This is a genomic window from Paraburkholderia susongensis (assembly GCF_900177725.1).
Classification (GTDB): Bacteria; Pseudomonadota; Gammaproteobacteria; order Burkholderiales; family Burkholderiaceae; genus Paraburkholderia; species Paraburkholderia susongensis.
Genome location: NZ_FXAT01000003.1, coordinates 541,157 through 562,641 on the forward strand (window position 1 = coordinate 541,157; position 21,485 = coordinate 562,641).

Genomic DNA, 21,485 nt, shown 5'->3' on the forward strand with positions numbered 1-21,485 from the left:
AAAAAACCCGCCATGGGCGGGTTCCAGCGGGTGTCAACTGCCTGGCAGAGTGATCTGCTTAGCGCTTGTTGACTGCGTCCTTGAACGCTTTGCCTGCGGTGAACTTGACGGTCTTGGCTGCCGGGATCTTGATAGTTTCGCCGGTCTTGGGGTTGCGACCCGTGCGCGCTGCGCGCTTGCCCGAACCAAAACTACCGAAGCCGATCAACTGGACCGCTTCACCCTTCGACACAGCCTTCTTGATCACTTCAAGCAACGTGTCCAGCGTTTCGCCGGTTTGAGCCTTGCTGGCGCCCGTCTGTCCTGCGACAGCGTCGATCAGTTCCTGTTTGTTCATTAAGGTTCCTTTCTGAGTTTAGGTTGATACGAACAGCGCGAACGCGCCGATTATACGTGCGCGCACCGCGCCGTCGAGCAGCTGCGGCCCTGATCCCCGAGAATCTCTCGCACCGGACAAGTGACTGTCCGCTGGCCGTGCTGCCGCGTCCTTCGCGGCGCTTGTTATGATAGCGCAGCGCAAACCCAATCAGGATAAGGGTTTCGAAGAATTGCGCGGTTCTCGGGCCGATCTGGCAAGGAAATCGGATTTTCGCCGTCCATAACCCTCAAACAGGGGCTGAAACCCAGTCCTGACGGGGCCTGGCGTTGGTTTTTGCCAACGCAGCATGCGTGCGTATCCTGGTTTTTTCTGGCTTTTCCGGTGCTTCGCGAGCCGCGTGCGCCGGCTCCAACGACCGGATCGCTCTCTCGAGCGTCCTTTTGAGCGTGTTTTTCCACCGCGCATGACCGATCCGCTGATCCCCGCCGTTCTCGCCTTTCGCGACAACGGCAACCCGTTTTCACCGCTCTACGACGACATCTATCACAGCGCCGTCGGCGCGCTCGAACAGGCTCATCACGTTTTTCTGCGCGGCAATGCGCTGCCCGGGCGATGGCAAGGCCGCCGCACCTTCACCGTGCTCGAGACCGGCTTCGGCATGGGCATCAACTTCCTCGTCACCTGGGCCGCGTGGCGCGCCGATCCGTCACGCTGTGAGCGCCTGCATTTCGTGTCGGTGGAAAAGCACCCGTTCAGCACAGCCGATCTGCGCCGCGTCCATGCGACGACGCTATCCGATCCGCAGATCGCCGGACTCGGCGACACGCTCGCAAACGCATGGCCGATGCTCGTGCCCGGCGCGCACCGGCTCGAATTCGACGAAGGCCGCGTGGTACTCACGCTGATCTTCGCCGACGCGGCCGACAGCCTGCCCACATTGCGTCTGCGTGCCGACGCGTTTTATCTCGATGGCTTCGCCCCGGCGAAGAACCCCGAGCTGTGGAGCCCGGCCATCTTCAAGGCGCTCGCGCGTGTCGCGGGTGAGGGCGCGACGTTCGCTACTTATAGCAGCGCGGGCGACATCAAACGCGCATTGACGCAATGCGGCTTCGAGTATCGCAAGGTCGACGGCTTCGGCTGGAAACGCGCAATGCTGGTCGGCCATTTCGCGCCGCGCTGGCGCGTGCGCCGCCATGAGCCGCCCGCACCGTTCGCGCATGCGCAACGGCATGCGGTCGTGATCGGCGCGGGGCTCGCCGGCTGCGCGGTGATTGAACGGCTTGCGGCGCGCGGCTGGTGCGTCACGTCGCTGGAGCGCCACGCGTCGGTTGCGCAGGATGCATCGGGCAATCCCGCCGGCGTGTTCCACCCGATGATCTCGCGCGACGACAGCGTCGCCTCTCGCGTCACGCGCGCCGGTTTCCTCTATGCGCTCAATCGCTGGGCCGCGCTCGAACACGCCGGTCATCGGCTCGTGCGCGGCGCGCCGGGTCTGCTGCAGATCGCCGGTGACGATGACGAAACCCGCGCAATCGGTGACGCGATCGCGACGTTCCGTTATCCGTCCGACTACGTGACGCCTGTTTCCACTCGCGACGCCGCCGCGCTCGCCGGCATGCCGCTCGCGCGCGGCGGCTGGTTCTTTCCGCAAGGCGGCTGGATCGATCCGGCCTCGCTGTGCGCCGCGCAATTCGCCGCGGCGGGCGAGCGGCTCGAACGGCGCTTCGGCGTCGAAGTCGCACGGCTCGAACGATCCGGCGAGCAGTGGACTGTCTTCGATATCGCGGGCAACGCGGTAGCGCGCGCGCCGGTCGTGATCGTCGCCGGTGCCCACGAAGCCGCGCGAATCGCCGGCTTGCGTCACGCGCCGACCCGCAGCATTCGTGGTCAGTTGACGTTGCTGCCGCCCGGCGCGGTCGCGCCGCTCGCGTTGCCGGTGATCGGCGAAGGCTATGCGGTGCCGCTCACGAACGGTGTCACGCTGACGGGCGCTACCTACGAACTCGACGATCCCGACACGTCGCTGCGCGTGGACGGTCATCGCGAGAACATCGAGCGCGTCGCGCAGATGTTGCCCGCATTCGCCCATGCGATCGATGCCGCCCAGCCGACAGCGGCTGGCGAACTCGCGGGACGTGTCGCGTTCCGCTGCGTCACGAGCGACCGCATGCCGATGATCGGCCAGCTTGCCGACGAAACCACGGCGGCACGCGACGCCGCACGCCTGCGCGGCGCATGGCCGCTCGATCTACCCCGCATGGATGGCCTGTATGGCGCGTTCGCCTATGGATCTCGCGGCCTCGTGTGGGCTGCGCTTGGCGCGGAGCTGATCGCCTCGCAAATCGAAGGCGAGCCGTGGCCGCTCGAACGCGATCTCGCGGAAGACATCGACCCGGCGCGTTTTCTGCTGCGTGCATTGCGGCAGGGAACGGTCGGTTAGTCGATCACGTTAGTTATTGACCACCCGTCCACGCGCTGCGCTGTTTACGTCACCGCAGCGCATCCATACATCCCACGCACGCTGTAAACCGAGTTAACCCGCCATGCGGCTTATCCACCGAAACTTGTGGATAACCGCGCTGTTAACCAGCGCAAGTCGTGTGGAACCGTTGTGGACGTAAACGGGGTAACTCGAGCGCCGCGGAAAAGCGCAAAAAGTTGCCCGCGTATACCTACTGTCACCGCACACGCTGTGCATCCGGTTATGCGGCCGGCAAATTGCTGATTCGTTTCGGTAAACCGGAGTTATCCACAGAAACGGAGGCACCTTGTTAACTGTTACTACGTATACATACGGTAAACCAGTAAACAGCAAAGCCGGGGCTAACGCACCGCTCATCGGCTGGCTCGATTCCGTCAAAACATCGCCGGACTCCACTCGTTCGCTGTCAAAGAGGCACATGAAAAACACCGACACGACGTTCAGGCTCGCAACCCAAACCGCGTGAGTTCAAGGCGGAAACGGTCGCTTTTTCCTGCTATCAGGAAGAAGGCGAACGTTTTTACCGTATTGGCTGCAAGTTGGCGTCTTTTCGGTCGAGACAGAAAAGCTATGGCACAATCGCCGTTCTTTTCCTCGTCGTGCCCCCGCGTCTGGCGGCACGCGTTGCAACGGAACGGTGCCGGTCAAACAGAATCTGATTCAAAGTCGACGGCGTTCTTTCATCGTGCCGGTTGCTGCAACCGCATCCGTGAACGTGCCGGATTCTTTGCGGTTCTTTTGCGGCCGTGGCGCATTCCGATCATCCGATCATTGAAAACTCGCAACGCTGACTTCGCGAAGCGATTGCGATAGCGAGCGTTTACCGCTTGCCCGTTCGCCGGCCTGTGCGCCGGTTCGTGTCGTCTGCCGTTGCTGCCAAGGAGAACCCATCACGATGAATTCGGCGTTTTCGTTTCTTCCAGCGTGGCCGCTTTCACCCGACGCCATCTTCTGGGCGGGTCTTGCATTGCTTGCTGCTGGTTTGTGCGGCGAATTGTGTTATCGCGCGTGGCGTTTACCGCGTATTTCCGGCTATGCCGTGATTGGCCTCGTCGCCGGCGCGGCCGGTTTCGGCGTGATCGATACGGATTCCGCGCGTGCCGCGCGGCCGCTGCTCGATGTCGCGCTCGGCCTGCTGCTGTTCGAACTCGGCAGCCGGCTCGATCTGCGCTGGATTCGCCGCAATCCGTGGCTGATTCTGTCGAGCGTCGCCGAAGCCACGCTGACTTTCGTGCTGGTCCTGCCGGTCCTGCTGTTCCTCAATGTGCCGCTCATGGTGGCGACCGTGCTTGCGGCAATCGCCATGGCGACGTCGCCCGCGATGGTGATCCAGCTAAAAACGGAATTGCGCGCGGAAGGCCAGGTCACGCAGCGTCTTCTGACGTTGACCGCGCTGAACAGCATGTATGCGGTGGTGATCGAGAAGCTCGTGTCGAGCTGGCTGCACCAGGAAGCTTACGGCAACGTTTTCGCGACCATCCTGCAGCCGCTGTATCTGCTCGTCGGCTCGCTCGTGCTCGCCTATCTGCTTGCGCGTACCTGCACGTTTTTCTATCGGCGGATGAACATGCACGACGAGCATTCGTTCGTCGCGCTGTTCGGCCTCGTGCTGCTTGCGATCGCGATCGCGCATCTGTTCAAGCTGTCGACGATTCTCGCGCTGCTCGCCGCGGGCATCATCGTGAAAAATCATGAGGCGCGCCCGCAACTGTGGCCGCAGCATTTCGGCACCGCTGGGTGGCTCTTGACCGTGATCCTCTTCGTGCTGACGTTGACCTCGTTCGAATGGAAGGATATTGCACTTGGCGGCGTCGCGGCGTTGGGTCTGATCGTCGCGCGGCTCGTCGCGAAACTGGTCGGCGTGCTCGCGTTCGCGAAGCCGAGCGGCCTGAACTGGAAGCAGGGGGTGGCGCTCGGCCTCTCGTTGTCGCCAATGTCGGCGCTCGCCTATCTGCTCGTCGACGACACGTACAACCTTTATCCGAATTTCGATCCGCAATTGCGGGCCATCGTGATGTGCTCGATTTTCGTGCTGCAGATTCTCGGGCCGTGGCTCGTGTATCGCAGTCTCGCGCTCGTGGCCGAACGGCGCGAGGAGTAAGCACAAGCGGTAAGCGCAAGCGCGGCATTGCCATACGGCGGCGCCGCGCTCGCGAATCCGTTTTCAACTGATCCGTTTCAAAACGGCCTGACTCAGGGAACGCCATGTCACTCGAACCCTTCATCGATTCGAAACCGTTCACGTTCGGTATCGAACTCGAAATGCAGATCGTCAATACGCATGACTATGATCTGACCAAAGCCGGCACGGATCTGCTGCGCCTCATCAAGGACGAAAAAATCCCCGGCAATATCACGCCGGAAATCACCGAGAGCATGATCGAGCTGTCGACCGGCATCTGCACGTCGCACGAACAGGCCGTCACCGATCTGCGCAAGATTCGCGACACGCTCGTGTCCGCGGCCGATCATCTGAACGTCGGCCTGTGCGGCGGCGGCACGCATGCTTTCCAGCAATGGAGCGAGCGGCAGATCGTCGATACGCCGCGTTTTCAGTATCTTTCCGAACTGTACGGCTATCTCGCCAAGCAGTTCACAGTGTTCGGCCAGCACGTGCATATCGGTTGTCCGGATGCGAACAGCGCGCTTTATCTGCTTCATTCGATGTCGCGCTTCATCCCGCATTTCATTGCGCTGTCGGCTTCGTCTCCATTCGTGCAGGGCGTCGACACCGGTTTTCATTCGGCACGACTGAATTCCGTGTTCGCGTTTCCGTTGTCGGGCCGCGCGCCGTTCGTACTCACGTGGGACAGTTTCGAGGAATATTTCTCGAAAATGGTCCACACCGGCGTGGTCAACAGCATGAAGGACTTTTACTGGGACATCCGCCCGAAGCCGGGCTTCGGCACGATCGAAGTACGCGTGATGGATACGCCGTTTTCGGTGGACCGCGCCGCGGCGATTGCCTGCTACATCCAGACGCTCGCGCGGCATCTGCTGCTCGACAAGCCGATCACGCCGAAGGAAGACGATTACCTCGTCTACACGTTCAACCGCTTCGAAGCGTGCCGTTTTGGGCTTGGCGGCACCTGCATCAACCCGCAAACGGGTGAACGCAAGACGATTTCCGAGGATATCCTCGAAACGCTCGAACAGATCGGGCCGCATGCGCAAGAGTTGGGCTCGACCAATGCGCTCACCGAAATCGGCGCGATCGCGCGCGGGCAGGTCAATGATGCGACCTGGCTGCGCAGCGTATTTACACAGGAAAAGTCCTTGCACGAAGCGGTGCGGCAGCAGTGTCTGCAATGGCGTGCCTAGCCGCGAAGTGTCCGCAAAGTCCGCCTACGCACGCCATGTGCGTGAGGTTTTAGAGAAACCTGCTTCGCGCGGGTTTTTTTTCGTAATGAATTTTTTGAAAATTTTCTGGCGTGCAACCCTTCAGGTTTTTCCAAAGTTTACGTATACATGCGTAGTATTCGTTAACAAGCATTGCCAGAGTCTGTGGACAACTGAATAATTCCTTGTAAAGTCAACATGCTGCGAAAATGATAATCAGGCTCGCAAAACGCGTGTTGGCCGTGCTGGACATAGGACGGGCGGGAAACGGCGAGGCACAGCCAGGAGGGGGATCGAGGTATGCTGCACAGGCTATCCAAACGTTTTCCCCGGGTTATCCACAGAGCGCGTTGGATAAGTTAGCTGTACGATTTGCCGCTCTCGCATAGAATGTCGTTTTTTGCCGCCTGCGGCTTCAACGGCGGTAAATTTTTGAGATAGTAGAACCACCGGTTTCGTCCGCGGTTGGACGAAGCTACCCCACACACGCGACGGGCGCGGTCGGCAAGCAGTTCGCCGGCATCGCACAGAAGCGGTAAATAGACGAATCGAAGATTATGAGCGAAGGCGTATACGGAGAACAGGCAACCGGGCGAGTGACCCACGGCCTCTTGCGATTGAGCACGGCGATGCGAAGCCAGGCTTGGGAATGGGCGGAAGGCGCAGGCCTTACGCCGACCCAGGGTGAAATCCTGGTTTTGTTGATGCAGCGTAAGGGGCCAATGCGTCTCGGCGAAATCGCCCGCGAAACGGCGCTGACCGCCGCGACCACCAGCGATGCGGTCAGCACGCTCGAGACCAAGGGCCTCGTCGAAAAGCGCCGCGCCCTCGACGACGGCCGCGCCCTCGCCGTCCGCCTGACTTCGCGTGGCCGTACGGCCGCGAAGCGGGCCGCGCAGTGGCCCGACTTCCTGAGCAAGGCGGTTGGCACGTTGCGTGAAGACGAGCAGGCCGCGTTCTATCGCACGCTGCTCAAGACCATCTATCAGCTCGAGGCGCACGACACGATTCCGTCGCACCGTATGTGCCTGAGCTGCTCTCATTTCCAGCCGAGCAAGAATCCGAAGAAGACGCCGCATCACTGCGCGCTGCTCGATCTGAACATGAAGGACACCGATCTGCGTCTCGATTGCTCCGTGCACGAAAAAGCGGACCTCGCCACCCAGAAGAAGAACTGGAAGATCTTCGCCCTGTAACGTGGCGTCTTCTGGGGCTTCGGGGTTGATTGGGGCAATCGGCGGCAACCCGCTGCCACGGTCTCGCCGGATCCGGCGGTCGGCATGAGCCGGCTGTCGGCCGGCTGGCACCGCGCAATGGCAAGTCGTTAGTTAACCTGAAGGTGGGGCAGGCCGATGAATCGCGAAGTACTGGCTATTCGTCATGTGCACTTCGAAGATTTGGGCAGTCTCGAGCTGGTGCTCGGCGAGCGCGGGTGCCCGGTCCGTTATCTCGATGTGGGGGTGGCCCGCATCGAGGCGCCGAATCCGGTTGCCGCCTCGTTGATGGTAGTGCTGGGCGGCCCGATCAGCGCCACCGACGACGCGCTTTACCCGACGCTCACGCCACTGCTCGCACTGATCGAAAAGCGCATCGAAGCCGGTCTGCCGACGCTCGGCATCTGCCTGGGCGCGCAGCTGATCGCGCGTGCGCTCGGTGCGCGTGTCTATCCCGCGGGCCATGCCGAACTCGGCTGGACACCGCTCACGCTGACCGATGCCGGCCGCGCTTCGCCGCTGCGTCATCTGGACGGCGCGCATACGTCGATGCTGCATTGGCACGGCGATACCTTCGATCTTCCCGCCAACGCCACGCGTCTCGCGTCGACGCCCGCCTGCGAAAACCAGGCGTTCGCGTGGGGCGATCATGTGCTGGGTTTGCAGTGTCACCCCGAAATTCGCACCGATCGTTTCGAACCGTGGCTGATCGGCAATGCAAGCGAGCTGGCCGGGCATGGCATCGACGCGCGTCAGTTGCGCGCCGACACCGCGAAGTTCGGCCCCGCGCTCGAGGCCGCTGCGTGCCGCATGTTCGGCGAATGGCTCGATCAGGTCGAAACGAAGACCTGAGCGGCACATTCATGCATTAAACCGCTCACGGTGCTATGCTCGATCGCTCTCGGGTTTTCACTAGGCGTAATCCATGAGCGCGCTTTTCTCCCCGCTCACGCTGCGTAGCGTGACGCTTCCCAATCGCATCGTCGTCTCCCCAATGTGCCAGTATTCCGCCGAACGCGGCGAAGCCACGGCATGGCACATGATCCACCTCGGCAGTCTCGCGTTGTCGGGTGCGGCCATGCTGTTCATCGAGGCGACCGCGGTCGAGCCGGATGGCCGCATCACGCCCGCCGATCTCGGCTTGTGGGACGACGCGACCGAAGAGGCGCTCGTGCCGGTGCTGGCCGCGATCCGCAAGCATTCGCACATCAGCGTGACGATGCAGTTGTCGCACGCTGGCCGCAAGGCGTCGAGCCATGTGCCGTGGGAGGGCGGTCAGCTGATCCCGGTGTCGCAAGGCGGCTGGCTGCCGCATGCGCCGTCGGCGTTGCCGCACAAGGCCGGTGAAGAGCCGCCGCTCGCGCTCGACGTCGCCGGGCTGAACCGGATTCGCGAAGCGTTCGCGGCGTCGGCGCGCCGCGCCGCGCGCCTTGGCATCGACGCACTCGAAGTGCATGCGGCGCATGGCTATCTGCTGCATCAATTCCTCTCGCCGGTCGCGAACCAGCGTAACGACGATTACGGTGGCTCGCTCGAAAACCGCATGCGCTTTCCGCTCGAAATCTTCGATATCGTGCGCGCTGCATTTCCGGCAGACAAACCAGTCGGCGTGCGTGTGTCGGCGACCGATTGGGTCGAAGGCGGCTGGACGCTCGAAGACACGATCGCGTTTGCGCACGAGCTGAAAAAGCGCGGCTGCGACTGGATCGACGTGTCGTCGGGCGGGGTGTCGCCGCTGCAGCGAATTCCGCTCGAACCGGGCTATCAGATTCCGTTCGCGAAGGCGGTCAAGCATGCAACCGGTCTCACCACGATCGGCGTCGGTCTCATTACCGATCCGCTGCATGCCGAGCAACTGATCGAGTCGGGCGACGCCGATCTGATCGCGCTGGCTCGCGGCCTGCTGTACAACCCGCGCTGGCCGTGGCACGCGGCGGCGCAGCTCGGCGCCACGGTCGAAGCGCCGCCGCAGTACTGGCGTTCGCAACCGCGCGATCAGAAAGCCTTGTTCGGCGACATATCGTTCGGTCAACGATGAAGCTCGCTGCTCATTAAAACGAACGCGTCCGCCGACGGTTGAACGAAGCCGTCGTCAGCGTGTAGGATGCCGGTTGTGGCGCATGTGCGTCGCAAGTCGACGCGGCGCTCGCAAGGCGCCGCGTTTGCTATCCGCGTCAGAAAAGAAAAACGTATCTCCGACGATTGCCGGACTTCATTCCCCAGTTCTTCACAAGGATTCATTCAATGAATTCACGCAGGATCGCCGTGCGCCGTTCGGGTGTGCACGGCAAAGGCGTGTTTGCACTCGAACCGATTGCGGCCGGCGAGCGGCTGATCGAATACAAGGGCGAGCGGATCTCGTGGAAAGAAGCGCTGCGCCGTCATCCGCACAACCCGGCTGAACCGAATCACACGTTCTATTTCGCGCTGGATAGCGGCAAGGTGATCGACGGCAAGGTGAGCGGCAATAGTGCGCGCTGGATCAATCACTCGTGTGCGCCGAACTGCGAAGCCGAGGAAATCGACGGCCACGTGTACGTGCATGCGCTGCGCGATATCGCGGAAGGCGAGGAAGTGTTTTACGACTACGGTCTCGTGATCGACGCGCGTCAGACGAAGAAGCTCAAGAAGGAATACGAATGCCGCTGCGGCGCGCGCAAGTGCCGCGGCACGATGCTGGCGCCGCCGGAGAAGGAGAAAGGCAAAGGAGGCAGCAAAGCCGCCAGGTCGGATAAGTCCACGGGCAAGTCCGACAAATCCAGCAAGCCGGCGAAGAAATCGAAGAAGAAATAAGCGTGGCGAGATGCGTCCGCCCAAGGTTGTACCGGGCGTTCGCATCCTTCCCACCGCTATATGTCCATCGGCGCCGAGTGCGCCGATTTTTTTGCCGTGCGTGGTGCGTCGGCATTCGTCGCGGCGCCAGGCGCTTCGGTGCGCATCAGCGGAACTCGCGCGATAAAACGTGCACCGCCTTCCGGCGCGTCCTCGTAATGCACGCTGCCGTGATGCAGCACCATGATGTCATGGACGATCGCAAGGCCAAGACCCGCGCCGCTATCCACCCCCGCTTCGCTCTGGCCGTCGCCGCGGAAGAACCGCTTGAACAGATCAGCCTGCTGGGAGCGCGGCACGCCCGGCCCATTGTCTTCGACGATGATCTCCGCCATGCGCACGCCGTCGATCAGCGTCTGCGAAACGGTGACCGTGATGCGTCCGCCGTCGATGCGCGACGGCGGGACATACTTGAGCGCGTTATCGAGCAGATTCGCGATCACTTCGTGCAGCAGCACCGGATTGCCGCGCGCGGTCAATGGATGATCGTTCGAGGGGTCGTCGAGGCGCTGGAAACCGAGGTCGACCTGCACCGCGAGCGCACGCGGCACCCATTCCGCGCCGGTGTCGAACGCGAGCGCGGCCATATCGACATTGACGAAGCGTGCCGCCTGTTCGCCCGGCTCGGCCCGTGCAAGCGACAGCAATTGATTCGACAGCCGTACCGCGCGGTCAGCCGCGGCACGCAATTCGCGCACGGCGGTGAGCGTCTGCTGCGGATCGCGCGCGACGGCTGCCTGTTCCGCGTGCAGCTTCACCGCCGTGAGCGGCGTGCGCAACTGATGCGCGGCGTCGGCGATAAATTTGCGCTGGGCATCGAGCGCGCTTTTCAGACGGTCGAGCAGCGCGTTCAGTGCGCCGGTGAGTGGGCGGATTTCGACCGGCACATAAGTTTCGTCGACCGGCTCGAGCGACGTGTGTGTCTGCCGGTTCAGCGAATCGGCGAGCGCGGTCAGCGGATTGAGCTGCTGGTTGACGACGCGCCACACGATCACCCAGCCGGCCAGTAGCAGCAACAGCAGCGGCATCATGATCGCAACGAGAAACTCGGCGGCGATGCGAAACCGGTGATGCACGGCCTGACCCACTTCGACGACGATCGGATTGCCTTTCGGCTGTTCGACCCGCACCTGCGCGACGCGCACCGTCACGCCTTCGTACTGCGTTTCGAACACGTACGCGTAATGCATGCGGCGCACGCTGGTGCCTTGCAACGGCAGGTTGTGGTCGCCGGCGATTTCGGTGTCGCCGGTGCTGATCCGGTAGACGAGATGCTCGACCGGATCGGAGAACATCGCTTGCGCGAGCGGGGGCACCGTGATCGGCGCTTCCGGTCCGGCAATCTGGATCTGTCTGGAGATCGCGGTGGCGAGGTCGGCGAGCGAACGGTCGACGACGTGCTGCGTGTACTGCCAGGCGAGCCAGTAAGCGATCAGGCCGCTCATTAGCGCGAGCAGCGAAAGGGGAGCAGCGAGGCGCCGCAGCAGCGTGCGGCGCAAACTATTGGCGGCCGGCTGAGGCATGGTCGTACGAGCGGGGGTAGAGCGTCAGGCCGCGACGCAATGCGCGGCCCTTGTGACGATTATGCGGCCTGGCGGATTTCCTGCAACAGGTAACCGAAGCCACGCACGGTGACAATTTCGACACGGCAGTTCTCGAGCTTTTTGCGCACGCGGTGCACGTAGACTTCGATCGCGGTGTCGCCGAGATCGCCGCCGAAGTGCGTGAGGTGATCCTGCAGTTGCGCCTTGCTGACCACACGGCCATGACGCAGCAGCAGCATTTCGAGCACCGCGAATTCACGCGGCGACAGTTCGAGCGGCTTGTCGTCGTTGAAGATGCGGCGATCGACGCCCGACAGGCGCACCCCGCCCAGCGACACTTCCGGGCGCGGCATGTCGCCGTGCGGACCGCTGCGGCGCATCACCGCGCGAATGCGCGCTTCGAGTTCGGCGGGTTCGAACGGCTTCAGCATGTAGTCGTCGGCGCCGGAGTTGAGACCTTGCACGCGGTCGTTCAACTCGTCGCGCGCGGTGAGGATGATGACCGGCGTGTGGCGATTGCTCTGGCGGAAACGCGAGAGCAGCGTCATGCCGTCGATGCCCGGCAGACCGAGGTCGAGAATCACCAGTTCGTGGCGGTTTTGCGTGAGGGCCTGCTCGGCAAAGATGCCGTCGTGGACCATGTCGACGGTGAAGCCGGCTTGTTCGAGACTGCTTTGGATGCCGCGTGCGATGGGGCGGTCATCTTCGATCAGAAGGAGTCGCATGGATTTCGCTCAAGTACAATGGGTTTAGGCGTTTGGGCAAGCGGTTCGCCGGGGCGCCTGCTGCACAGGCAGCGTGCGAAGTGGCGGAAAACTCGCCACGAAGCCGCTGCCGAGCCGACTCGAAGCGCCTTGCTAGCCATCACGAAGTCATGTCCGATATAAGCATTCACGAACTGGAAGCCGCGATCAACTTCTGGCGCGCCCGCTCACCTTCAAGCGGCGACGAACTCGTTCTGTGCAAGGAGGCAAGCGCGCTCTCCAAGCCGTATGCGCTGCTGATTGTACAGCGTCAGCAGTCGCTAACACTGGATCGTTTGGACCCGATTGCAAAGCAGGCATGGGAATCTTACGTTCGACTTAATAATAGCCTGTAGAACTGAAGGTTTGTCTAGGGAATTGCCTGCATTCCCCTTTCATTCTGGCCTAATTGTCCGGTGCGCGACGTATAAACGCGCCCAAAACGCAGCAGTTCTTTGTATTACACGGTAACACTGTCGATAAACCTTGCAAGCCTGATGTCGCGCTCGGTCACGCCATTGACTTCATGCGTGGACAGCGTGATCTCCACCTTGCTGTACACATTGAACCATTCCGGGTGGTGATCCATCTCCTGTGCCTTGATCGCTACGCGCGTCATGAAGCCGAAGGCCTCGTTGAAATCGGCGAATTCGAATGCGCGGCGGATCGCGTCGCGGTCCTCGACAGCTTGCCAGCCTTTGAGCGTAGCCAACTGCTGGGCGCGTTCCGCGGAAGTCAGTTTCTGAATCATGGCGCTACCTCGCTGATCGAGCACGCGCGCCGGTGGGCGTGCGCATTCGTTATTTTTTCATGGATGCGGCGGGGGTGTTGCCAGGTAGTCCGGCGTGCGGGCTTGATCGCGCTCGTGCTTCGACACGATGCTCGCGGCGTGAATCGCGTGAAATGAGGGGTGCGAGTGTAGAGCGGTGAGCGCACAGAAAAAGCGTCTTATGAGTATGAAACAGCATTGATATGCAATAATTCTGCATTGAGTAACGATTTAATGCGGGCTATCGATATGCTGGAACTCGATCACTTCGATCTGGCGCTGCTGGACGTGCTGCAGCGCTTTGGCCGGGCCACGCATCAGCAACTGGCCGACCAGGTGCCGTTGTCGCCCTCGCAGATCGGGCGGCGTTTGCAGCGGCTGGAACAGGTGGGCGTGGTGGATGGCTACCGCGTCGTGTTGCGCCCGGAAAAGCTCGGCCTTGGCGTCACCGCTTTCACGAGCTTGAAATTGAAGCATCACGGCGATTCGATCATCGAACAGTTCCAGCAGCAGATCGACATGCTGCCGGAAGTGCTTGAGTGTCATGCGGTGGTCGGCGATGCCGACTATCTGTTACGCATCGTCGCGCCCGATCTGAACTACCTTTCCACCTTCGTGATGAAGAAGCTGATGCGCGTGCCGGGCGTCGATAGTGTGCGCTCGAATATCGTGCTGACCACGTTCAAGCGCAATGGGCCGTTGCCGCTTGGACATCTCGCGCCGGGGGCGGCGGTCTGATGCTGCTCGGCTCGTTGTGCGCACGGCGGCTTCGCGGCCGTTTCGCCGCGCTCGCCGCTCAAGCGATACGTGAAGACGGCCGCGCGCGGCACGCCGCAGCCCGTGACGCCGCTTGAACTTTATGCGGCCTGCTTCGGCTCGCTCTCCGCGTTCAGCAGATCGACATAAGCGACCGGCACCAGATCCGCTTCCGGCACGCCGAGGCTTTTGAACATCGCCAGCGCTTCCGCGTGGCCGCTTTCTTCGTCGTCGTCCTGCGCGAGCACCACTTCGAGTTCGACAAAATCGCCGAGACCGTCGACGCGGTCCAGATGAATCCGGGTGCGCCCGCTCAGATACACATGCCGCTCTTTCGTGACGATGCCGCGCGTGGTCAGCGCGGTCGCGAGCAGCGAATGCATCGCTTCGGGGTTCGTCACGGGACTGCGCGTGTAGTACGAGGCCTTCGGGCCGTCGCGGTCGTCACGCTGGTAGAAGATCAGCTCGGCGGGCGTGCCGTCGTCGAACTGGCGCAGCTTGAGACGGCCGCGCGGCACGTCGTAGAAAAAGTCCTGCTGGCGGAAGATCAGCGGCGCGTCGGTCGCGAGTTGCGCCGCGCGCTCGCGCAGCTGCTCGAAATGCTGGGCGCGGGCTTTGATTTCGATGTTGCGTGCCATGTCAGGCTCCTGTCGATGGATGGGGTGACCGGCGGCTTCGGGCGTTGCCGCTGTTGCCGGGCGAAGCTGCCGGGAAAGACAAAGTCAGGCGGAACAGAAGAGGGGGCGGGGTCGGTGAGCAGGCAGAAACCTCCAATCTAACAAAAACTGTGTGACGGCGCGGTTTCAGTCGGAGACGGAAGTGGGGCAGCAGCGTTGCGGCCCGGATGCTTCCTCACAGGGAACGCAACGGAACCGCGCTGCGGCGAATTTCGCGTTAACGCGTTTTCGCCGGATTACGCGGCTTGCCGCGCATGCGTGGCATTAGCGCTGCTCATATCGCGATGTGCGGCGCAGTGCCACATTGGCCGACAGGGCTGACAGCTTCAGGCCGCGTTCGCGCCCGAGCTCAATTCGCCCACTGCTGCTCGATCAGCTTCAGCGCGGCCGCAATCGCCGGTTCGTTTCTGCGTTTCTCGAGCGTGACGAAGCTGAGCTGGGTCGGCACGGTGATTCCCTCGACGATCGTCAGCGCGTGCGCATGCGCTTCGGCGATCGCGATGGCGTCGCGAGCGAGCGTGAGGCCGACGCCCGATTTGACCAGATCGAGCATCGACGGCTCCTGGTCCACCTCCGCCACCTTGACCGGCTTCACGCCCGCCTCGGCGAAGCAGCGCGATAACAGCCGATTGTGCGCGGAGGCGGGCGGCGTCCAGATCCACGGCAGCGCGGCCAGCGAGCGCCAGTCGCGCGCACCCTTGACGCGGTCTTTCCAGCCGGCCGGCGCAAGCACGCGATACTGGAAGTGTGTGAGCGTCACCGCGTGAAACGCCGGGCCGTCGCGCGTTTCCTCGTCGGACGGCACGCCGATGTAGTAGCCAACGTCCAGCTCGCCCACGCGAATCTGCTCGAGCACCCATCCCGACATGCCGTGGCGCAACGCCGTTTCGATCTGCGGCCAGGTCTCGACGAGCTGCTTCAGAAAGCCGCCGAGGCGCAGGAATGCGGGATCGAGAATCGTACCGATGCGCAGGCGTCCGCGCACCTCCTGGCGCAGCGACTGCGCGGCGCGCTGCACGTCGGCTGCCGCGCCGAGCGCGCGTTCGGCATGCGGCAAGAGTGCCTGCCCGTCGCGCGTGAGCGTGAGCCCGTGCGAAGTCCGCGTGAATAGCGTCACGCCAAGCGCCTCCTGCAAATGCTTGATTTGCAGGCTGACGGCGGGTTGGGTCAGATGGAGTTGCACCGCGGCACGCGTGAGGTTGCCCTCGCGTGCGACGGTGATGAAAGCCCGGAGCAGAGTCAGATCCATACACTGATATTAGCGCGGCTTATAGCTCAGTTGAGCAATACTCATTGGATTTGTCCCGCGAAAGGGCCGTACGCTTGGCGTTCAAGACGCCCGCACAGGCGCTTCATGCGTGAGGCGCGTGCTCCACGCCGGGCTAAAGGACACCACAGGAAGAGGACAAAGATGAGCGAGACATATCGGAACGAAACCGCGCGGAACGAAACCGTGCGCAGCGCAGCCGGCGCCCGCGCGCTGGCGCATTTCATCAACGGCAAGGTTGTCGACGGCACGAGCGGCCGTTTCGGCGATGTCTTCAATCCGGCGCTCGGCAGCGTGAGCGCACGCGTGCCGCTCGCGAGCGTCGCCGAAGTGGACGCCGCGGTCGCTGCCGCGAAGGCCGCCTTCCCCGCATGGAGCGAAACCGCGCCGATCAAACGGGCGCGCGTGCTCTTCAAGTTCAAGGAATTGCTCGACCGTCACCACGACGAACTCGCGGAACTGATTACGCGCGAGCACGGCAAGGTGTTTTCCGATGCGAAGGGCGAGGTGATGCGCGGCATCGAGATCGTCGAGTTCGCATGCGGCATTCCGAATCTGCTCAAGACCGATTTCACCGATCAGATCGGGGGCGGCATCGACAACTGGAATCTGCGCCAGCCGCTCGGCGTGGTCGCCGGTATCACGCCGTTCAACTTCCCGATGATGGTGCCGTGCTGGATGTTCCCGGTCGCGATCGCGTGCGGCAATACGTTCGTGCTGAAGCCGTCCGAGCGCGATCCGTCGGCGTCGAACCGGCTTGCCGAACTGCTCAAGGAAGCGGGGCTGCCGGACGGCGTATTCAACGTCGTGCATGGAGACAAGGTCGCGGTCGACGCGCTGCTCGTGCATCCCGATGTGAGCGCGCTCTCGTTCGTCGGCTCGACGCCGATCGCCGAGTACATCTATACGGAAGGCACGAAGCACGGCAAGCGCGTGCAGGCGTTGGGCGGCGCAAAGAATCACCTCGTCGTGATGCCCGATGCCGATCTCGACCAGGCCGTCGACGCATTGATCGGCGCCGCGTACGGTTCGGCCGGCGAGCGCTGCATGGCGATTTCGGTGGCGGTCGCGGTGGGACACATCGCCGACGAACTGATCGAGCGTCTGACGCCGCGCGTGAAGAGTCTGAAGATTCTCAACGGCATGGAAGCGGTGGCCGAAATGGGTCCGCTCGTGACGGGCACGCATCGCGACAAGGTGGCAGGCTATATCGACGCCGGCGTTGCGGCGGGCGCGAAGCTCGTCGTCGATGGGCGCGGTCATAAAGTGGCTGGGCACGAGAACGGTTTCTTCCTCGGCGGCAGCCTGTTCGATGATGTGACGACCGACATGAAGATCTACCGCGAGGAGATTTTCGGGCCGGTGCTGTGCGTCGTGCGCGTGCCGGACTTCGCTTCCGCTGTCGAACTGATCAACTCCAATCAGTTTGCGAACGGCGTGTCGCTGTTCACGTCCGATGGCGGCGTTGCGCGCGCGTTCTCGCGCCAGATCGAGATCGGCATGGTGGGTATCAACGTGCCGATTCCGGTGCCGATGGCATGGCATTCGTTCGGCGGCTGGAAGAAGTCGCTGTTCGGCGATCATCACGCGTACGGTGAAGAAGGCGTGCGCTTCTATACACGCTACAAGAGCATCATGCAGCGCTGGCCCGACAGCATCGCGAAGGGCGCTGAATTCACGATGCCGGTCGCGAAGTAGTTCGCCGTTTGACAGGGCATCTGGCGCGCGCCAAAACAAGAATAACGCGTTGCCGCGCACGCGTGGAAAGCGTGGGGAAACTCCTTGCCAGCCACGTGTGCGCAGAAAAATGCTTAGGAGACTGAACGATGAGTCACACCGAAAGTGCGTCCACGGCCGCGCGACGGCTCGAAGGCGAATTCGACTACATCATTGTCGGCGCGGGCACCGCGGGTTGCGTGCTGGCGAACCGGCTCACCGAAGATGCCGATATCAGTGTGTTGCTGCTCGAAGCCGGCGGCAAGGACGATTACCACTGGATCCACGTGCCGGTTGGCTACCTGTACTGCATCGGCAACCCTCGCACGGACTGGCTCTATAAGACACAAGCGGAACCGGGCCTGAATGGCCGCGCGCTGTCGTATCCGCGCGGGCGCGTGTTGGGCGGCAGTTCGTCGATCAACGGCATGATCTACATGCGTGGGCAGCGCGAGGACTACGACGAATGGGCACGCGCCACGAATGATAGTTCGTGGTCGTGGGACTCGGTGCTGCCGGTCTTCAAACGCAGCGAAGATCACTACGGGGGGGCCAACGAATCGCATGGCGCGGGCGGCCCGTGGCGCGTCGAAAAGCAGCGCCTGAAGTGGAAGATTCTCGAAGAGTTCGCGCAAGCCGCGCAGCAAAACGGCATTCCCGCGACCGACGACTTCAATCGTGGCGACAACACCGGCGTCGGTTATTTCGACGTCAATCAGAAGCGCGGCATTCGCTGGAATGCGTCGAAAGCGTTTTTGCGGCCCGCGTTCAAGCGGCCGAATCTCACGGTCATTACCGGCGCGCATACGCAGCGTGTCGTGTTCGAAGGGCGCCGCTGCACGGGTGTCGAATATCGTGGCGGCGATGTCGACTATCTCGCCAAAGCTCGTTGCGAAGTCATCCTTTCCTCGGGCGCGGTCAACTCGCCGCAACTGCTCGAGCTGTCCGGCGTCGGCAACGGCGCGCGGCTGCAGAATCTGGGCATCGAGGTCGTCAAGGATCTGCGCGGCGTCGGCGAAAATCTGCAGGACCATTTGCAGTTGCGCATGGCCTATAAGGTCGAAGGCGTGCGCACGCTCAACACGATGAGCGCGCACTGGTGGGGCAAGCTCATGATCGGCGTGCAGTACGCGCTCTTCCAGAGCGGGCCGATGTCGATGTCGCCGTCGCAACTCGGCGCTTTCGCGAAGTCCGATCCCGACGACCGCTCGCTCACGCGCCCCGATCTCGAGTACCATGTGCAGCCGCTTTCGCTCGATCGCTTCGGCGAACCGCTGCATCGTTTCAATGCATTCACCGCATCGGTGTGTCAGTTGCGTCCCACGTCGCGCGGCAGCATCCATATCGGATCGGCCGATGCATCGGCACCGCCGTTGATCGCGCCGAACTATCTCTCGACCGACTACGACCGCCACGTCGCCGCGAACGCATTGCGTCTCACGCGCCGCATCGCCGCGGCGCCCGCGCTCGCGCGCTACCGGCCGCAGGAGATTCTGCCGGGCATTCAGTACCAAACCGAAGCGCAATTGCAGCAGGCCGCCGGCGCGGTCGGTACGACGATCTTCCATCCAGTCGGCACCTGCCGCATGGGTACGACCGACGATCCCGCCACGGTGGTCGATAACCGGCTACGAGTTATCGGAGTCGAGGGCTTGCGTGTCGTCGATGCGTCGGTGATGCCGAACATCACGTCGGGCAACACGAATTCGCCGACGCTAATGATTGCCGAGCGCGCGAGCGACATGATTCGCGAGGATCGCCGCGCGCGCGTGAGTGGCAGCGTGTCCGCGCAAACGAGTGCGGCCGCGCCGGTGTCCGCTGTGTGACACACGCTGTGTGACAGATCGCGAATCAATAGAAAGACACCAGCAGACATAAGCGGGCGCAAGCACAGGCACAAGCGGCACCGGCGAGGCTCAAACCGGCAGACACGCCCGCGCGCGATACGTCGCATCGGTCATGTTTTCCGCAGTGACGCGCAGTGCGCGTGACGCGAGTGTGCCGCGCGCCTCGCTCACGCACGGCGCGCCGCGTCCACTAAGTGCAAATCCCAATGAATGCGCTGCATCATTGGCGCGACAATGGCAGCCATGCTGCGTGTCGCGCCATGGATTACCGTCCGGATTGGTGCAGCACGCCAACGAGCGGCAAGGGGTGCCGCCGTTCATAAAAAGTCGCGCAGAGCTTCGCGCGGAAAGATCGTAGTGCTTCGCCTAACTCCGTATGGAAGGGAACATGATTCTCGGCGATACGATTCTCGAAACGCGCGGCCTCACCCGCGAGTTCAAAGGCTTTGTCGCCGTGAACGGTGTGAATCTGCGCGTGCGCCGTGGCTCGATCCATGCGCTGATCGGGCCCAATGGGGCAGGCAAGACCACCTGCTTCAATCTGCTCACGAAATTTCTCGAACCCACTGCGGGTCAGATCGTTTTCAACGGGGTCGATATCACGAGCGAGCGTCCCGCGCAGATCGCGCGGCGCGGCATCATCCGTTCGTTCCAGATTTCCGCGGTGTTTCCGCATCTGACAGCGTTGCAGAACGTGCGCATCGGTTTGCAGCGCTCGCTCGGCACCGCGTTTCACTTCTGGAAGAGCGAGCGCACGCTGCGGAGTCTGAACGATCGCGCGATGGATCTGCTCACCCAGGTCGGCCTGACCGATTTCGCCGATGTGTTGACGGTCGAGCTTGCGTACGGCCGCAAGCGCGCGCTCGAAATCGCCACCACGCTTGCGATGGAACCCGAGCTGATGCTGCTCGACGAGCCCACTCAAGGCATGGGTCACGAAGACGTCGACCGCGTGACCGCGCTCATCAAGAAAGTCTCGGCCGGGCGCACGATCCTGATGGTCGAGCACAACATGAACGTGATTGCCGGCATCTCCGACACGATCACCGTGCTGCAACGGGGCGAGGTGCTGGCCGAAGGCAGCTACGCGGAAGTGTCGAAGAATCCGCTCGTGATGCAAGCCTATATGGGCAGTGCCGACGCGGCGCTCGCCGGAGCCCACGCATGAATACGACTGTCGAGCGCGAAGGCCTCGAACTGAGCGACATGAAGAACGGCGCACCCGCGCTGGAGATCGCGGGACTGCAAGCCTGGTACGGGGAATCCCACATCCTGCACGGCGTCGATCTGACGGTCGGCCGCGGCGAAGTCGTCACGCTGCTTGGGCGCAACGGCGCGGGCCGCACCACGACGCTGCGCGCGATCATGGGCCTCACGGGGCGCCGCACGGGTTCGATCCGCATCGACGGACGCGAAACGATCAACCTGCCCACGCATCGCATCGCGCATTGCGGCATCGGTTATTGCCCCGAAGAGCGCGGCATTTTTTCGAGCCTTTCGTGCGAGGAAAATCTGCTGCTGCCGCCCGCCATCGGCGACAAGGCGCACATGATGTCGCTCGAGGAAATCTACGCGATGTTCCCGAATCTGCAAGAGCGCCGCATGAGCCAGGGCACGCGGCTGTCGGGCGGCGAACAGCAGATGCTCGCGGTCGCGCGCATTCTGCGCACCGGCGCGAATCTGCTGCTGCTCGACGAAATCTCGGAAGGGCTCGCGCCCGTGATCGTGCAGGCGCTCGCGCGCATGATCGTCACGCTCAAGGCGCGCGGCTACACGATCGTGATGGTCGAGCAGAACTTCCGTTTTGCCGCGCCGCTTGCCGATCGTTTCTATGTGATGGAGCACGGCACGATCGTCGAGCATTTCGAGGCCAGCGAGCTCGAAGGCAAGATGCCGGTGCTGCACGATTTACTGGGCGTGTAGATAGGCATGCAAACATGCATGCTCCCGATTGCCTCTGATAACCACAAGCGAAGAACC

At 62.5% G+C, this 21,485-nt stretch carries 19 protein-coding genes; 13 read left to right on the forward strand and 6 right to left on the reverse strand.

Annotated elements, in window-relative coordinates:
* Nucleotides 1-58 precede the first annotated feature (58 nt).
* Complete coding sequence (locus B9Z01_RS11480; RefSeq protein ID WP_085482965.1) at nucleotides 59-337, reverse strand: HU family DNA-binding protein; 279 nt, start codon at nucleotides 335-337, stop codon at nucleotides 59-61.
* A 445-nt stretch (nucleotides 338-782) separates the two neighbouring features.
* On the opposite strand from B9Z01_RS11480, the gene mnmC reads away from it, so the two are divergent.
* The 7 genes from mnmC to B9Z01_RS11515 all read left to right on the forward strand — a co-directional run bounded on the left by mnmC (nucleotide 783) and on the right by B9Z01_RS11515 (nucleotide 10,147).
* On the forward strand, nucleotides 783-2,759 hold the full coding sequence (gene mnmC / locus B9Z01_RS11485) for a bifunctional tRNA (5-methylaminomethyl-2-thiouridine)(34)-methyltransferase MnmC2/FAD-dependent 5-carboxymethylaminomethyl-2-thiouridine(34) oxidoreductase MnmC1 (RefSeq protein ID WP_085482967.1): 1,977 nt from the start codon (nucleotides 783-785) through the stop codon (nucleotides 2,757-2,759).
* Nucleotides 2,760-3,696: 937 nt separating this feature from the next.
* Nucleotides 3,697-4,902: a cation:proton antiporter gene (locus B9Z01_RS11490; protein WP_085482968.1), complete on the forward strand. Its 1,206-nt coding sequence runs from the start codon at nucleotides 3,697-3,699 to the stop codon at nucleotides 4,900-4,902.
* Nucleotides 4,903-5,006: 104 nt separating this feature from the next.
* A complete protein-coding gene (locus B9Z01_RS11495; protein ID WP_085482970.1) occupies nucleotides 5,007-6,122 on the forward strand; it encodes a YbdK family carboxylate-amine ligase in 1,116 nt (371 codons plus the stop codon).
* 575 nt (nucleotides 6,123-6,697) lie between these two features.
* Nucleotides 6,698-7,336: a MarR family winged helix-turn-helix transcriptional regulator gene (locus tag B9Z01_RS11500; protein ID WP_085482972.1), complete on the forward strand. Its 639-nt coding sequence runs from the start codon at nucleotides 6,698-6,700 to the stop codon at nucleotides 7,334-7,336.
* A gap of 156 nt (nucleotides 7,337-7,492) precedes the next feature.
* On the forward strand, nucleotides 7,493-8,206 hold the full coding sequence (locus B9Z01_RS11505; RefSeq protein ID WP_085482974.1) for a glutamine amidotransferase: 714 nt from the start codon (nucleotides 7,493-7,495) through the stop codon (nucleotides 8,204-8,206).
* A 73-nt stretch (nucleotides 8,207-8,279) separates the two neighbouring features.
* Complete coding sequence (locus tag B9Z01_RS11510) at nucleotides 8,280-9,392, forward strand: NADH:flavin oxidoreductase/NADH oxidase (protein ID WP_085482976.1); 1,113 nt, start codon at nucleotides 8,280-8,282, stop codon at nucleotides 9,390-9,392.
* 206 nt (nucleotides 9,393-9,598) lie between these two features.
* On the forward strand, nucleotides 9,599-10,147 hold the full coding sequence (locus tag B9Z01_RS11515) for an SET domain-containing protein (protein ID WP_085482978.1): 549 nt from the start codon (nucleotides 9,599-9,601) through the stop codon (nucleotides 10,145-10,147).
* Nucleotides 10,148-10,203: 56 nt separating this feature from the next.
* On the opposite strand, the gene B9Z01_RS11520 is transcribed toward B9Z01_RS11515, so the two are convergent.
* Together B9Z01_RS11520 and B9Z01_RS11525 are read right to left on the reverse strand one after the other, a co-directional pair.
* Entirely contained in the window at nucleotides 10,204-11,709 is a 1,506-nt protein-coding gene (locus B9Z01_RS11520) for a sensor histidine kinase (RefSeq protein ID WP_085482979.1), read from the reverse strand.
* Nucleotides 11,710-11,768: 59 nt separating this feature from the next.
* Nucleotides 11,769-12,455, reverse strand: coding sequence for a response regulator (locus B9Z01_RS11525; protein WP_013090980.1), 687 nt, complete (start codon nucleotides 12,453-12,455; stop codon nucleotides 11,769-11,771).
* A gap of 149 nt (nucleotides 12,456-12,604) precedes the next feature.
* On the opposite strand from B9Z01_RS11525, the gene B9Z01_RS11530 reads away from it, so the two are divergent.
* Entirely contained in the window at nucleotides 12,605-12,829 is a 225-nt protein-coding gene (locus B9Z01_RS11530) for a DUF3717 domain-containing protein (protein WP_085482981.1), read from the forward strand.
* 104 nt (nucleotides 12,830-12,933) lie between these two features.
* Here B9Z01_RS11530 and B9Z01_RS11535 read toward each other — a convergent pair whose 3' ends face one another.
* Entirely contained in the window at nucleotides 12,934-13,248 is a 315-nt protein-coding gene (locus tag B9Z01_RS11535) for a 4a-hydroxytetrahydrobiopterin dehydratase (RefSeq protein ID WP_275937497.1), read from the reverse strand.
* A gap of 243 nt (nucleotides 13,249-13,491) precedes the next feature.
* Here B9Z01_RS11535 and B9Z01_RS11540 point away from each other — a divergent pair, with 243 nt between their 5' ends.
* A complete protein-coding gene (locus B9Z01_RS11540) occupies nucleotides 13,492-13,980 on the forward strand; it encodes an Lrp/AsnC family transcriptional regulator (RefSeq protein WP_085482985.1) in 489 nt (162 codons plus the stop codon).
* Nucleotides 13,981-14,099: 119 nt separating this feature from the next.
* On the opposite strand, the gene B9Z01_RS11545 is transcribed toward B9Z01_RS11540, so the two are convergent.
* Together B9Z01_RS11545 and B9Z01_RS11550 are read right to left on the reverse strand one after the other, a co-directional pair.
* Nucleotides 14,100-14,636, reverse strand: coding sequence for a class IV adenylate cyclase (locus B9Z01_RS11545; protein WP_085482987.1), 537 nt, complete (start codon nucleotides 14,634-14,636; stop codon nucleotides 14,100-14,102).
* Nucleotides 14,637-15,024: 388 nt separating this feature from the next.
* The gene (locus B9Z01_RS11550) at nucleotides 15,025-15,924 is read right to left on the reverse strand and encodes a LysR family transcriptional regulator (RefSeq protein WP_085482988.1); all 900 of its coding nucleotides are present in this window, start codon (nucleotides 15,922-15,924) and stop codon (nucleotides 15,025-15,027) included.
* Nucleotides 15,925-16,086: 162 nt separating this feature from the next.
* On the opposite strand from B9Z01_RS11550, the gene B9Z01_RS11555 reads away from it, so the two are divergent.
* The 4 genes from B9Z01_RS11555 to B9Z01_RS11570 all read left to right on the forward strand — a co-directional run bounded on the left by B9Z01_RS11555 (nucleotide 16,087) and on the right by B9Z01_RS11570 (nucleotide 21,428).
* Nucleotides 16,087-17,640, forward strand: coding sequence for a CoA-acylating methylmalonate-semialdehyde dehydrogenase (locus tag B9Z01_RS11555; protein WP_085482990.1), 1,554 nt, complete (start codon nucleotides 16,087-16,089; stop codon nucleotides 17,638-17,640).
* Between the two features lie 128 nt (nucleotides 17,641-17,768).
* Entirely contained in the window at nucleotides 17,769-19,484 is a 1,716-nt protein-coding gene (locus B9Z01_RS11560) for a GMC family oxidoreductase (protein WP_085482992.1), read from the forward strand.
* Between the two features lie 409 nt (nucleotides 19,485-19,893).
* Nucleotides 19,894-20,673 (forward strand): ABC transporter ATP-binding protein, encoded by a 780-nt coding sequence (locus B9Z01_RS11565; protein ID WP_085482994.1) that lies wholly within the window; start codon nucleotides 19,894-19,896, stop codon nucleotides 20,671-20,673.
* Nucleotides 20,670-21,428: an ABC transporter ATP-binding protein gene (locus B9Z01_RS11570; protein ID WP_085482996.1), complete on the forward strand. Its 759-nt coding sequence runs from the start codon at nucleotides 20,670-20,672 to the stop codon at nucleotides 21,426-21,428. Before B9Z01_RS11565 ends, B9Z01_RS11570 begins: the two co-directional genes overlap by 4 nt.
* Nucleotides 21,429-21,485: the final 57 nt, after the last annotated feature.

Bases quoted from the DNA above. Each gene is read 5' to 3' on its own strand.
- B9Z01_RS11480 (WP_085482965.1), bottom strand. From the start codon at position 337: ATGAACAAACAGGAACTGATCGACGCTGTCGCAGGACAGACGGGCGCC.
- mnmC (WP_085482967.1), top strand. From the start codon at position 783: ATGACCGATCCGCTGATCCCCGCCGTTCTCGCCTTTCGCGACAACGGC.
- B9Z01_RS11490 (WP_085482968.1), top strand. From the start codon at position 3,697: ATGAATTCGGCGTTTTCGTTTCTTCCAGCGTGGCCGCTTTCACCCGAC.
- B9Z01_RS11495 (WP_085482970.1), top strand. From the start codon at position 5,007: ATGTCACTCGAACCCTTCATCGATTCGAAACCGTTCACGTTCGGTATC.
- B9Z01_RS11500 (WP_085482972.1), top strand. From the start codon at position 6,698: ATGAGCGAAGGCGTATACGGAGAACAGGCAACCGGGCGAGTGACCCAC.
- B9Z01_RS11505 (WP_085482974.1), top strand. From the start codon at position 7,493: ATGAATCGCGAAGTACTGGCTATTCGTCATGTGCACTTCGAAGATTTG.
- B9Z01_RS11510 (WP_085482976.1), top strand. From the start codon at position 8,280: ATGAGCGCGCTTTTCTCCCCGCTCACGCTGCGTAGCGTGACGCTTCCC.
- B9Z01_RS11515 (WP_085482978.1), top strand. From the start codon at position 9,599: ATGAATTCACGCAGGATCGCCGTGCGCCGTTCGGGTGTGCACGGCAAA.
- B9Z01_RS11520 (WP_085482979.1), bottom strand. From the start codon at position 11,709: ATGCCTCAGCCGGCCGCCAATAGTTTGCGCCGCACGCTGCTGCGGCGC.
- B9Z01_RS11525 (WP_013090980.1), bottom strand. From the start codon at position 12,455: ATGCGACTCCTTCTGATCGAAGATGACCGCCCCATCGCACGCGGCATC.
- B9Z01_RS11530 (WP_085482981.1), top strand. From the start codon at position 12,605: ATGTCCGATATAAGCATTCACGAACTGGAAGCCGCGATCAACTTCTGG.
- B9Z01_RS11540 (WP_085482985.1), top strand. From the start codon at position 13,492: ATGCTGGAACTCGATCACTTCGATCTGGCGCTGCTGGACGTGCTGCAG.
- B9Z01_RS11545 (WP_085482987.1), bottom strand. From the start codon at position 14,636: ATGGCACGCAACATCGAAATCAAAGCCCGCGCCCAGCATTTCGAGCAG.
- B9Z01_RS11550 (WP_085482988.1), bottom strand. From the start codon at position 15,924: ATGGATCTGACTCTGCTCCGGGCTTTCATCACCGTCGCACGCGAGGGC.
- B9Z01_RS11555 (WP_085482990.1), top strand. From the start codon at position 16,087: ATGAGCGAGACATATCGGAACGAAACCGCGCGGAACGAAACCGTGCGC.
- B9Z01_RS11560 (WP_085482992.1), top strand. From the start codon at position 17,769: ATGAGTCACACCGAAAGTGCGTCCACGGCCGCGCGACGGCTCGAAGGC.
- B9Z01_RS11565 (WP_085482994.1), top strand. From the start codon at position 19,894: ATGATTCTCGGCGATACGATTCTCGAAACGCGCGGCCTCACCCGCGAG.
- B9Z01_RS11570 (WP_085482996.1), top strand. From the start codon at position 20,670: ATGAATACGACTGTCGAGCGCGAAGGCCTCGAACTGAGCGACATGAAG.